At 65.0% G+C, this 12,696-nt stretch carries 11 protein-coding genes; 6 read left to right on the top strand and 5 right to left on the bottom strand.

The features are described from left to right. Nucleotides 1-12 precede the first annotated feature (12 nt). The 6 genes from K32_RS23595 to K32_RS23620 all read left to right on the top strand — a co-directional run bounded on the left by K32_RS23595 (nucleotide 13) and on the right by K32_RS23620 (nucleotide 6,742). Entirely contained in the window at nucleotides 13-684 is a 672-nt protein-coding gene (locus K32_RS23595) for a GntR family transcriptional regulator (protein ID WP_201401820.1), read from the top strand. Between the two features lie 635 nt (nucleotides 685-1,319). Next, a complete protein-coding gene (locus tag K32_RS23600) occupies nucleotides 1,320-2,123 on the top strand; it encodes a transketolase (protein ID WP_201404645.1) in 804 nt (267 codons plus the stop codon). Between the two features lies 1 nt (nucleotide 2,124). Next, nucleotides 2,125-3,111 carry a transketolase family protein gene (locus tag K32_RS23605; protein ID WP_201401821.1) on the top strand — a complete coding sequence of 329 codons (987 nt, stop codon included), beginning with the start codon at nucleotides 2,125-2,127 and terminating at the stop codon, nucleotides 3,109-3,111. 89 nt (nucleotides 3,112-3,200) lie between these two features. Beyond that, on the top strand, nucleotides 3,201-4,346 hold the full coding sequence (locus tag K32_RS23610; protein WP_244670021.1) for an iron-containing alcohol dehydrogenase: 1,146 nt from the start codon (nucleotides 3,201-3,203) through the stop codon (nucleotides 4,344-4,346). Further along, nucleotides 4,336-5,034 carry an SDR family NAD(P)-dependent oxidoreductase gene (locus K32_RS23615; RefSeq protein ID WP_201401823.1) on the top strand — a complete coding sequence of 233 codons (699 nt, stop codon included), beginning with the start codon at nucleotides 4,336-4,338 and terminating at the stop codon, nucleotides 5,032-5,034. The genes K32_RS23610 and K32_RS23615 overlap by 11 nt, the downstream gene beginning before the upstream one ends. Nucleotides 5,035-5,263: 229 nt before the next feature. After that, nucleotides 5,264-6,742: an NAD-dependent succinate-semialdehyde dehydrogenase gene (locus K32_RS23620; RefSeq protein WP_201401824.1), complete on the top strand. Its 1,479-nt coding sequence runs from the start codon at nucleotides 5,264-5,266 to the stop codon at nucleotides 6,740-6,742. 201 nt (nucleotides 6,743-6,943) lie between these two features. Here the strand turns inward: K32_RS23620 and K32_RS23625 are convergent, their stop codons facing one another. From K32_RS23625 to K32_RS23645, 5 genes are read right to left on the bottom strand one after another with little or no spacing between them, the layout of a single operon-like run. Then, the gene (locus K32_RS23625) at nucleotides 6,944-8,197 is read right to left on the bottom strand and encodes a Gfo/Idh/MocA family protein (protein WP_201401825.1); all 1,254 of its coding nucleotides are present in this window, start codon (nucleotides 8,195-8,197) and stop codon (nucleotides 6,944-6,946) included. 4 nt (nucleotides 8,198-8,201) lie between these two features. Beyond that, nucleotides 8,202-9,206 (bottom strand): LacI family DNA-binding transcriptional regulator, encoded by a 1,005-nt coding sequence (locus K32_RS23630; RefSeq protein ID WP_201401826.1) that lies wholly within the window; start codon nucleotides 9,204-9,206, stop codon nucleotides 8,202-8,204. A 6-nt stretch (nucleotides 9,207-9,212) separates the two neighbouring features. Then, nucleotides 9,213-10,169 (bottom strand): ABC transporter permease, encoded by a 957-nt coding sequence (locus tag K32_RS23635; RefSeq protein ID WP_201401827.1) that lies wholly within the window; start codon nucleotides 10,167-10,169, stop codon nucleotides 9,213-9,215. 11 nt (nucleotides 10,170-10,180) lie between these two features. Next, nucleotides 10,181-11,116, bottom strand: a complete 936-nt coding sequence (locus K32_RS23640; protein WP_201401828.1) for an ABC transporter permease — start codon at nucleotides 11,114-11,116, stop codon at nucleotides 10,181-10,183. Beyond that, nucleotides 11,113-12,612 (bottom strand): sugar ABC transporter ATP-binding protein, encoded by a 1,500-nt coding sequence (locus K32_RS23645; protein WP_201401829.1) that lies wholly within the window; start codon nucleotides 12,610-12,612, stop codon nucleotides 11,113-11,115. The genes K32_RS23640 and K32_RS23645 overlap by 4 nt, the downstream gene beginning before the upstream one ends. Between the last annotated feature and the right edge of the window lie 84 nt (nucleotides 12,613-12,696).

Here is a 12,696-nt window from a genome sequence, read left to right on the forward strand (position 1 = left end):
ACAGGTGAGCGGATGAATTCTTTGCCAAAGATCGCCAAGAGCAATCTTTCCGAGCAAGTCTATGATAGCATCCGCTCCTCGCTGATGGAGGGACGCTATCAGCCGGGCGAGCGGCTCACGATCGCAAGCCTCGCCGAGCAGCTCGGTGTCTCGATCACCCCGGTGCGCGAGGCGATCTTTCGCCTCGTGACGGAGCGTGCCCTGGAAATGCGCGCCGCGACGTCGATCCATGTGCGGCGCTTGACCCCGGCCGAGCTGCGCGAGATCCAGACGATCCGCCACCACCTCGAAGGCGAGGCGGCCGCCTGCGCGGCCTTGCGCATTCAGCCCAAGGCACTCCGGGAGCTGGAGACGCTCCAGGCCGAGTTCACCAAGGCGGCGGCATCGGACCCCGTCGAGGCTTCGCGCGTCAATCGCGAGTTTCACTTCCGGTTGGCCGAGGCGGCGGAGATGCCGCAGATCTACGCGATCGTCGAAGGAATGTGGGCGCAGATGGGCCCGTTGATCCATCTCTATCACCTCAACACGCCCGTCCGCGTCCTGGTAAGCGGCGACCACGGTCACTACCCGCTGCTGCGGGCGCTGGCGGCGCGCGACCCCGAGGCGGCGCGGAGCGCCATTCAGGCCGACATCGGTGTCGGCACCGTCATGGTTGAGTGGCTCGAGGCGAACGAGCCGGCCTAGCCCTTGATTCCGATATCCGCCGGATCCTGACCGAGCGGCGTCATGCATCCGTTCCCGGACGGATCGCGCCTTTCTCGCGCGAAACGACATCGCTCCGAACCTTCTCGCGACGTGTCGCGGTTCCGTTTTGTCACAGGGGCATTAGCCGGCTTCTCTTCTTGCCTGAGTGGCCCCGGCCCGGGAGCGTCCGGACTGCGGGGCCCGCCGGTGACGGAAGCGAGACACCGGTCGCAGGTGCTCCCTCGCAGCCTGCCGCCTAATTCAGGCGCTTTTGCTCCTTTTCCGTCCCGAACATCGATGATGGTTTCCGCCCAGGAAGGCGGAGCGTCCCTAAGGCGCCGGCCCCTTTTTGGTCAGACGGTTTGCACCTGCCCGCGCCACGGCTATGGCGCCGTCGTCCTCTTCGGCGAGCGGCCGTGCCCGGCTTCGCCCTCCCCGGAGGCCTTTCCCAAGTCCGCCGCTCGACGGACGTCACCGGTCACTCGATTTCTGATGACATATATGATATATGATGCTACATCGTCGTCAGGGCCGGGATTTGCTTCCCGACAGAAGCAACAGGAGAGGAGACCGCGGTGACGATACCCATCCGAAATGATTTTCGGCCGACGGAGGACGAGGTCGCGAAGCTGCGCATGTGGGCCCAGTTCGTGCGGCTGGAGACGATCCGTCTGATCGAGATCGCCAAGGTCGGACACTACACGTCGGTATTTTCGGCGGCCGAGATCTTCGCCGCTCTCTACTTTGACGTGATGCGGCTCGAGGCCGATCCGAAATCGCCCGATCGGGACCGCTTCCTGATGGGCAAGGGCCATGCGGCTGTCGGGTTGTTCCCGATCCTGGCCGAGAAGGGCTATCTGCCGGTCGAGGTGCTGAACGGCTATACGCGCCTCGGCAATCCGCTGGGCGATCATCCCGACATGCGCAAGGTGCCGGGAATCGACTTCTCCTCCGGCTCCATCGGCCATGCGCTGTCCAACGGCGTCGGCATGGCGCTTGGCGGCCGGATGCAGGGCCGCGACTTCACCACCTTCGTCATGCTGGGCGACGGCGAGATGCAGGAAGGTCAGGTCTGGGAAGCCGCGCTCAGCGCCGCCCACCACCGGCTGGGCCGCCTGGTCGCCATCGTCGATCGCAATGGCTACCAGCTCGACGGTGCCGTCGACGACGTCATGGGCATCGAGCCCCTCGACGAGAAGTGGCGGGCGTTCGGCTGGGAAGTGCATGTCGTCGACGGCCACGACGTCGCCGAACTGACGGCCGCGTTGCGCCTGGCCAAGGCCGATCGAACCCGCGAGAAGCCCTGCTGCATCATCGCCCGCACCGTCAAGGGCAAGGGTGTCTCCTACATGGAAACCGAGCCGGGTTGGCATCTCGGCTATCTCGATCCGTCCGACGCCGAGGCGGCGCGCCAAGAAATCCTGTCCAAGGTGATCTGACATGACCATCCATGCCCGCCCGCAATCGCCCAACTCCTGGCACTACCGGGAACTCAACCGGAAGAACCCGGGTCTTGATCACCTGTCGAACGGCCTGATCTCTCTGGTGGAAGCTGGCCATCCCGTGGTCGCCGGCTCGGCGGACCTGCAATATTCCAACGGACTGAACCGCTTCGCTGCGCGCTATCCAGATCGCTATGTCAGCTTCGGAATCTCCGAGCAGAACATGGTCTCCGCGGCCGCCGGCCTCGCCACCACGGGGATGATGCCCTATGTGGCGACCTTCGCATCCTTCCTGGGGCTGCTGACCTGCGAACAGATCCGTATGGACGTCGCCTATTGCGCGCTGCCGGTGCGGCTGATCGGTCACCATACCGGCATCTCGATGGGCTTCTACGGCACTTCGCATCATGCGACCGAGGACATCGGCACGATGCGCTCCATCGCAGATCTGACCGTCGTGTCGACCGCCGACGGGCCGCAGCTGGAGGCGGCGATCCGCGCCTCCGTCGACCATGACCGGCCGATCTACTTCCGGACCGGACGCGGACGGGAGCCCGCTCTCTATGATCCGGCCCAACCCTTCGCCTTCGGCAAGGCGATCGAGCATGCCAGGGGCGAGGAGCTGACCGTCATCGCCTGCGGCCTGCCGGTGCACCCTTCGGTGCAGGTGGCCCGGAAGCTGGCCGCCGAAGGTCGCAGCATCGGCGTCATCGACATGGCGACGGTGAAGCCGATCGACCGGGATGCGGTGCTGGAGGCGGCCGCGCGCTCGAAGACGATCCTGACGATCGAGGAGCACAATATCGTCGGCGGCCTCGGCGCCGCCGTGGCCGAGGTGATGGCGGAAGCCGGGGGCCCGGCGCGGCTGGTCCGGCACGGCATCAAGGACGAGTACGCCCTGATTGCCCCGCCGACGCATCTCTACGCCCACTACCGCCTGGACGAGGCGGGGATCGAAGCGGTGATCCGGGAGATCATCGGCTGACGTCGCATGAGCACGGAGGCGGGCGGTAACGCCGGCCCGCCTCCCGGCGCCGCTGACCTTCGCGGCGAAGATACAGCTCTTTGAGACAGGTGAAGCAATTGGATCCGCTCGGGGTATTTGATGCTGGAATGATCGTGTTCGGCGCGCCGGGCCGCTATGTGCAGGGCCAGGGCGTTGCGGATCGATTGGGGAGTTTCGCCGCGCAGATCGGCACTTCGGCCGTGCTGGTGGCGGATGCCCTCGTTTTGCCGCTGATCGGCGAGCGGCTTCGCGCAAGCTGCGACGCCGCCGGCGTGTCGCTCCTCGTCGTGCCCTTCGCGGGCAAGCTCGGGCCGGGGACGGCGGCAGAGCTCGACGCCGCGCTGGGGCCGGCAACGCCTGAGATCGTTGTCGCGGCCGGCGGCGGCCGGGCGATCGACGCGGGCAAGGCGCTGGCGGATCGACGCGGGCTGCGGCTGATCACCCTGCCGACGGTGGCGTCGAACGACGCGTCAACCAGTAAGAACTACGTGCTCTATGATGATGAAGGGAACCTCGTGGAGGTGCGGCATCTGTCGCGCAATCCCGATTTCGTCATCGTCGATACCCTGCTTCTGGCCGGCGCGCCAAAGGCGATGTTCGCGGCGGGGCTGGGGGATGCGCTGTCCAAGCTCGCCGAGGCGGAGGCATGCGCGGCCGGGCGGGGCCTGACGATGTTCCTGTCGCGTCCGCCCCGCATCGCGGTCGCCATCGCCGCTGAATGCCATCGCGTGCTGGTCGCGCATGGCGCGGCCGCTTGGGAGGCGGCGGGCACCGGCGTCCCGACGCCCGACTTCGAGGCAGCGGTCGAGGCTGCCATCCTGATGGCGGGGTTGGGCTTCGAGAATGGCGGCCTGTCGGTGCCGCATGCGCTGACGCGCGGGCTGCCGCTTCTGCCCGGAGGCGCGGCGCAGCACGGTTTTCAGGTCGCCTACGGGCTGGTGGTTCACTACCGCCTGATGGGGCGGTCGCTGCCCCAGGATTTGGCGAGACTCTATGCCCAAGTCGGCCTGCCAGGCAGCCTGAGGGCGCTGACCGGCCGCCCCGTCACCAGAGCCCAGATGGCGCCTGTCGTGCTGACCTCCATGCCGGTGCGGCACATGCTGAATTTCCCCCGCCCCCTCGATTTGGGGCAGGTGCTGGACGCCATGATCGAAATCGAAGCAGAAGCCGACGCCGCCCGGCGGGTCGATGGAGGAGAGACAAATGCTGAATGAGCAGCCGCTCGCAGTGATCACCGGAGGGGGCACCGGCATCGGCCGCGCCGTTGCGGAACTGCTGCTGGAATCTGGCTGGCGAGTATTCGCGCTCGGGCTGGACCGCGACGAGGATCTGCCTGAGGCCGTAGCTTTCGCCAGGGTCGACGTGACCGATACCGCCGCGTGTGTCGCCGCCCTTCCGAAGGGGCCCGTCTCGGGACTGGTGAACTGCGCCGGAATGCTCCGCCACCAGCAGGAGTGGGAGACCGCTCCGTTCGAGCAGGTGATGCGCGTGAACGTCACCGCGGGGTTTGCGCTGGCCAATGCTCTGCTCGAACAACTCGAGGCGGCGCGGGGCTCGGTCGTCAACGTCGCCTCGATGTGGGCGATCTTCGGTTCGCCCGCCGCCCCCGCCTATACGGCGAGCAAGGGCGCCGTCATGTCGGTCACCCGTTCCCAGGCGGTGGCCTGGGCGCCGCGCGGGGTTCGCGTCAACTCGATCGCGCCGGGATGGGTGGAGACCCGGATCTCGGAAAAGGCGCGGACGGACGCCGAGCGCGCCTCCCGCATCGGCGCGCGCATACCGATGGGGCGCTGGGCGAAGCCCGCCGAGATCGCGACGGTCGTGCGCTTCCTGCTGTCGGCGGACGCGGGCTATGTCACCGGGGCCATGATCCCGATCGATGGCGGCTACTCCGTCTGCTGAGGCGAAGAACGAACTGGATGACGGGGCATGAAGGGCCCCGCCGTCCCGGCTCTGGTTCGAGGGGAAAAGGCCGGATCCGGACGCCCCGCGAAGCCGTTTCCCACCAGTCGATGAGCCAGGCCGGCCGTTCGCCGCCACCTTATTCCGAAGATGACATGAAGCAGACCTCCGACCGGCTGCGCGAGGGCACGGCCGTGCGTCAGACGGTTCCCTTTTGAAGGACATTCCCATGGCCGACCCGCATTTTCTCGCGACGCTCAAGGACAAGACGCTGTTCCGCGAGGCCAACTACATCGACGGCGAATGGATCGGGACGGACCCCGGGAACGGCATCGCCGTAGTCAATCCGTCGACCGGCGCCGTTCTCGGCCATGTGCCCTCCTTCGGTGCCGTCGAGACGGCGCGCGCGATCGCCGCCGCCAGGAGGGCGCAACCCGGATGGCGCGAGCGGACGGCCAAGCAGCGGGCTGCCACGCTACGCCGGCTGTTCGAGCTGATGATGGAGAACCTGGAAGATCTCGCCCGCATCATGACGGCCGAACAGGGCAAGCCGATCGCTGAAAGCAGGGCCGAGATCGCCTATGCGGCGAGCTTCATCGAATGGTTCGCGGAAGAGGGCAAGCGCGTCTATGGCGACACCATCCCGCAGCATCTTCCCGGTCGCCGCCTGATCGTCCAGAAGGAGCCGATCGGCGTCTTCGCGGCGATCACGCCCTGGAATTTTCCCGCCGCGATGATCACGCGCAAGGCGGGACCAGGCTGGGCGGCGGGTTGCACGGGAATTCTGCGGCCGGCGAGCCAGACGCCGTTTTCGGCCATTGCGATCGTCGTACTGGCCGAGCGCGCCGGACTGCCGGCGGGCGTTTGCAACCTCGTCACGGGGCCGGGGAGCGAGATCGGGCACGAACTGACGAGCAATCCGGATGTCCGCAAGCTGAGCTTTACCGGCTCGACCGAGGTCGGCGCGGTGTTGCTCGCCCAATGCGCCCCGACCATCAAGAAGACGAGCATGGAGCTCGGGGGCAACGCGCCCTTCATCGTGTTTGACGACGCCGATCTCGACGCCGCCGTGGAAGGCGCACTCGCCTCCAAATATCGCAATGCCGGCCAGACCTGCGTATGCGCCAACCGTCTGCTCGTGCAGGACGGTGTCTATGACGCCTTCGCGGCCAAGCTCAAGGCCACCGTCGAGGCGATGAAGGTCGGCGATGGCCTGGAAGCCGACGTGGTGATCGGCCCGCTGATCGACGAGGCGGCGGTCACGAAGGTCGAGGAGCACATCGCCGACGCGTTGGAGCATGGCGCTTCGATCCTCACCGGAGGATCGCGCCATTCGCGTGGTGGCAACTTCTTCATGCCGACCATCCTCGCGGACGTGCCGCGCGAGGCGAAGATCTTCCGGGAGGAGACCTTTGGCCCTGTTGCGCCGCTCTTTCGCTTCCGGACGGAAGCCGAGGCGATCGAGATGGCGAATGATACCGAGTTCGGCCTCGCATCGTATTTCTACAGCCGCGACGTGGGGCGGATCCTGCGCGTCGCCGAGAAGCTCGAATATGGCATTGTCGGCATCAACGAGGGTCTGATCTCCACCGAAGTGGCTCCGTTCGGCGGGATGAAGTCTTCAGGCCTTGGCAGGGAGGGATCGAAGTATGGCATCGAGGACTATATGGAGATCAAATATCTGTGCCTCGGCGGCCTTGATGGCTGAACCTTCCGAAGCTCGCTCGCTGCTTCATCCTTTCGGGTGAACAAGGGCGGAGGCTGGGCCGTGCATATACCCAGCGGTTGCGACCGCACGAGAAAGTACAGTCGCCGGTCATTGGGATACAACGGGCAGCAGATGCGGCACGCTGTTCCGTCTGCACGAAGTGAAGCGGCCAGCAGAGAAGTCCCCACTGGCCGTTGGGGGTTAAAGCAGACTGGCCGTGCGGGCAACGAGCGGCACGTAGTCGTTGAGATCCTCGTCCGCGATATGGATGGTGCGGCCTTCTTCGGCGGATTTGTAGAGGGCCATCAGGAACTCTACGACGGCTACGCCATCGTGGAAGGTCTCGAGCGGCGCTTCGCCCTTGCGGAAGGCTTCGACCATGTGGCGGTTTTCGTCGGTGTAGCCATAGACGCCCGCCTCGTCTTCGAGAACGGGCATAAGCCCCTGCTCGGCGTTCTGCTTTTCGACCAGATCTTCGCCGACTTCGCCGGTGACGGCGCGCGACATGAAGACTTTCAGCCCGGTCGACAGAGACGAGAATTCCATCGCATATTCCGGGCCGAGAACCTCGAGCTCGATGCGCAGGCCGGGACCGACATAGGCCCATGAGGTGGTCGCCTCGACCACGACTTCGTTGCCTTCGGCATCTTCAAAGGTCAGCATGCCGCGCGCGAAATCTTCCGACGGACGCCGGGTGTAGTCGACATCCTTGCCCATGCGGGCGCTTAGGTCCTGCGCGTAGTTCTTGCGAGCCCATTTGAGCGTTGCCACGGAGCCGGTAGCGCTCTTGAACGTGAGGCTGTCGCGGCTGGCGCCCGGGGCGGTCAAGAGATAGCGGCCGACTTCGACGGAGTGGCACATCATGTCGAGCAGCACGCCGCCGCCCTGCTGATGACCCTGCCAGAACCATGGCTCGTGCGGGCCCGTATGCTCTTCCGCGGCGCGGGCGATGTAGGGGCGGCCCGTGGATGGTGCGGCGCGACGCCAGATGATGTCCTTGCCGCGTGTGACGGCAGTGGAGAACAGCTGGTTTTCGAGGTAGCCATGGTTGAGCTTGGCGCCCTCCACCAGCGACAGCATTTCGCGCGCTTCGCGCAGGGTGCGAGCGAGGGGCTTTTCGCAGGCTATGGCGAAGATCTTGGAGCGGCCTTCGCGCACGGCGGCGGCGATGGCCCGCATGGTGTCGAGGCGGGTATGGTTCGGCGACAACACCCAGACGGCATCGAGGTTGTCGGCGGCGAGCAGCGCGTCGAGGCTGTCATAGGCCGTGCAATCGCCCAGGTCGAGATTGCCGACTTCATCGGCAAATGCCTGGCGCTTGGCCGGCGTCGGCGAATAGACGCCCGTCACTTCGACATTGCGTACGCCGAGCAGGGATTTGAGATGGAAATGGGCGATAAAACCGGAGCCGACAAAGCCAATCCGCAGGGTCTTGCGCGGGAAAGTATTGCTCATTTTTCTAAGCCTTCTTGATATTTACAGAAGCGGTGCTGGACCGGATGACGAGCTCCACATCAGCCTCGTGGACGCGACTGGTGAGTTCTTTGCCCGCAAGCAGATCGACCATCATCTGCATGGCGCGACGGCCAACCTCGAGCCGGGGCTGGCGCACCGAGGTGAGCGGGGGATCCGATGAGAGGGCGAAATCGACGTCGTCGAAACCGATGACCGATACGTCTGCCGGAACGTTCAGGCCGAGCGCCCGCAGTTCATTGACCGCCCCGACCGCCATTTCGTCGTTCGTGCAAAAAATCGCCGTGTAGTCGACCTCGCGGTCATGCAGGTGCCGGACCGCGGCGCGACCGGAAGCGAGGTGGAAGTCCCCCTCGAGCGTGAGGTTGGGGTCGGGGGCTATGCCGGCGGCGGCAAGCGCATCCACGTAACCCTGGTGTCGGTCAGTCGACATCATCAGACGCGACGGACCGCCGACATAGGCGATGCGGCGATGCCCGAGCGACAGCAAATGCTCGACCGCGATCCGGGCGCCCTTGCGGTTGTCGACGGACACGGCCGGGAAATTGTAGTCGGGCAGCATTTCCAGCGCGACGACGGTCGTGGGCATGTTCGCATCGGTCAAGCCGGCGGGCAGCCAGCCCATCATCAGGATCAGTCCGTCCGCCTGGCGATTGCGCACCATGTCGACATAGCGCAGCACGCGAGCATCATCGCCGCGCGCGTCGCCCATCAGCACACGATAGCCATTGGCAAAGGCCAGTTCCTCGATGCCGCGATAGATCTCGAGATAGAACGGGTTGGTGATGTCGCGAACCAGCAGCACCACGTTCTTGGTCGATCGCTGGCGAAACGACACGGCCTGCTGATTGGGCACGAAACCCACCGCCCGAACGGCTTCCAGCACGAGGTCGCGCGTTTCTTTCCGCACCTGGTCTGGGTGCGCGAGTGTTCGAGAGACCGTGGCGATGGAGACGCCGGCGATCTCTGCGACCTTGCGAATTGTTGTCATGGCGGATCAGACGCGCAGTTGTTTGGTGCGACCGTAGAGCAGCATCAGTAGCAGCAGGACGCCACCGAAGATCAGTTGTCGACCCCAGAACTCCATCTGGAGCGTGATGAGAACGCTCTGCAACAGGGTAAGGGCGATGGCGCCGAGCATCACGCCGAAATAATTGCCCGAACCACCGGCGAGCGAAATACCGCCGATCACCACCGCGATCACCGACGGCAACACGTACTGGTCGCCCACCGAGACGAAACTGTTGCCGGTGTAGCCGATCACCACGACGCCGGTGATGCCGGCGATGAGGCCCGAAAGGCCATAGAGCAGCGTCCGGATCAGGCGGACCGGAAGTCCGGTCAGTTCAGCGGCGCGCTCATTCGAGCCCATGGCGTAGATCGCATAGCCGAGCTGGGTGCGGCGCAGCAGGAACCACATGGCGATGCCAACCAACACCCAGAGCCATAGAATGCCAGGGATGCCGAGTAGCAGCGGCCGATTGACGAAATTCATCAACGACGGCGCGGCGTTGCCCGAAGGAATGCCGCGCGAGAGCACGATGAGGCCGCCCTGCACAACACCGGTCATGCCCAGCGTCATCACGAGGGGCGGAATGCGCAGGAAGGTCACGCCGAGGCCGTTGACGAGCCCGACGATGAAGGTGGCGGTGCCTGCGACGAGAATGGCGGGGAGAATGCCGCCATCGCTTCCGGACATGACATTGCCGGCCAGCACCGCGCCAAGCGAGATCATGGCGCCCACCGAAAGATCAATGCCTTCGCGGCCGCCGATGACGACAAGGCTCTGGCCCGCCGCCACGATGCCAAGGAAGGCGGAGACGGTGAGCAAGCGGACGATCTGGTCCCCTCTGGCGAAGCCGGGCGAAAGCGTTTCGCCGACGGCCAGAAGCGCGAGGATCGAGAGGGTCGCCAGGATCAGTGGGTTGGTCAAAAGGAGTCTTGCGCGGTTCATGCTGGGCTCCTTTAGCGACGGGAAACCAACACGCCACCCGCAAGCGCGAGCAGAATGATGAGGCCCTGGATGAGCGTCTGGTAGTCAAATGGCAGGCCGGCAAAGAAGATGACGTTGCCGATGATGCCGAGCACGAGAGCCCCCAGCACCGAGCCGAATGCGCTGCCCGAACCACCCGACAGTGCCGTTCCGCCCAGCACGACGGCCGAGATCGACGAAAGCGCCAGCATGCGGCCCATCAGCGGATCGCCGCTTGCTGTTTCGCCGGTCAGGCACAGCGAGGCGACGGCGGCGAACAGCCCGCACAGCACATAGGCCATGACGCGGATGCTCCCGACCTTGAGGCCGGTCTGGAATGCGGCGGTACGCTGCCCGCCAGCGGCCGACAGGTGCTTGAAGAAAGGGCGGCGGCTGATGATGGCGATAGCGATAAGGCTGCCGATGAAAACCCACAACACCGTCGGCAGGCCAAACACATAGCCACCATAGGTGCGCCAGTATTCAGCCGGAACCGGAAGGCCCGCGGTTGGCAGGACCAGCAATGCCAGGCCGCCGAAGATAATGCCGGTCGCAAAGGTGGTGACGATCGGCTGAAAGCGCAGGCCGGCAATCAGCAACCCATTGACGACGCCGCACAGCGCGCCGGTCACGAGTCCGGCGCCCATTCCAAGCAAGACGCCGGTCGCCCCACCGCCCACTGCGGCGATAACCGAAACGGCGACGACATTGACCAGCGCCACGATGGACCCGACGGACAGGTCGATGTCACCGCCAAGTACGACATAGGTCTGGCCGATCGCGACCAGCACGATGGGCAGGAACACCGTCAGATTGGACTTCAGCACATTTGGCGTAACCAGATTGGGCTGCAGAATCCAGTTCACCGCGAACAGCGCGATGAGGGCGGCGAGCGTGACGAGCCAGAGGCGATTGCGGAGGAGTGTCATGCCGCTTTCCCATAAGCCGCGTTGGTCAGGTGGAAGGCCGTTAGGGTGTCCCCAGTCAGCTCGGCCGTTATGGCGCCGCTGTTGAAGACCAGAATGCGGTCGCAAAGGCTCAGCAATTCATTGTCTTCGGATGCATAGAAAATGACGCTCGCGCCCTGATCGGCGAGGCCGCGCGCCAGCGCGAAAAAATCAGCCTTCGCGGCCAGATCGATGCCCTTGGTCGGATCATCGAACAGCAACACCTGGGAATGGGTCGCCAGCCAGCGCGAGATGAAAATCTTCTGCTGATTGCCGCCTGACAGCGACCCGATCGGCGCTTCGAGCCCCGCATACTTCGTGTTCAGCGCGGCGGCCGCCTCCGTGAAGCGCTGCTTGAGTTGGCTTGGCCAGACCAGACGGCGGCGCTCTTTCACCAGGCTTGCCGCGGCGATGTTCTCAAAGATCGAACGGCCATGGAAAGCTGCGTCGCGGCCACGATCGCCCGACACGTAGGCGAGGCCCGCGCGGATCGCATCGGCCGGCTTGCGCAGCGTGAGCGACTTGCCGTCAAGCACGACGCTGCCGCCCTTGAGAGGATCCGCGCCGAAAAGGCCCCGCAGCACGGCTGACTGTCCTTGGCCCTGCAACCCGCCCAGACCGAGGATTTCGCCGGGGCGCACATCGAATGTCACGTCATCCAGCCCGCGACTGGACATGTGGCTCACCACAAGCCGCGGCTTGGCCGCCACAGCGGATGTCTTTGCGAAACGCTCGGGCACGGCAAGCGCGCCGACCATGGCATGCACCACGGTTTCGCGGTCCGTTTCGGCGGTGGTGAGGGTGGTCACGGTCGCGCCGTTGCGCATCACGGTGATGCGGTCGCAGACGGCGAAAATCTCGTCCATGCGGTGCGAAATGAAAATGCTCGACACGCCATCGCCCTTGAGGCCCCTGACGAGGTCGAAGAAGACGCTGACCTGGCGGCGATCCAGCGCCGCCGTGGATTCGTCAAAGATGATCAGCTTTGGTTTGCGCGCCAGAACCTTCAGAATTTCGACGAGCTGGCGCTGATCCGGGGACAGGGCGGATACAGGTGCATCGGCCGAAAAGCCCTTGCCCGCGACACCCGCAAAACGCCGCAGCAGTGCGTCGGCATCATCGCGGAGCTGCTTGGCGTCCAGAAAGCCGGCGCCGTTCCTGGGCTCATGCCCAAGGAAAATATTGTCCGCCACCGTCAGCTGCGGCACCAGCGAAAGCTCCTGATAGAACAAGGCGATACCGAGAGCTTCTGCATCACGAGGGCTTTTGGGCGCAATGTCCTGACCATTGAAGCGCAATACGCCGGAATTGGCCGCGACCGTGCCGGCAATAACCTTGGACAGGGTGGACTTGCCGCAACCATTGGCCCCCAGCAGCGCGTGGATTTCACCGCGCTCGACGGTCAGGCTGCCATCGGACAAGGCGGTGACCGCGCCGAAACGCTTGACGATGTTTCGAGCTTCAAGAACGGGGCTCATGGGTGGATCCGCGTTGATGTCAGGGAAAGCGTCGCGCCGAAAGCGCGCTCGGTTGGGCGAAGGTGTCGCCCAACGGCACCGCGG

It is taken from the genome of Kaistia sp. 32K (genome assembly GCF_016629525.1).
Lineage (GTDB): Bacteria > Pseudomonadota > Alphaproteobacteria > Rhizobiales > Kaistiaceae > Kaistia.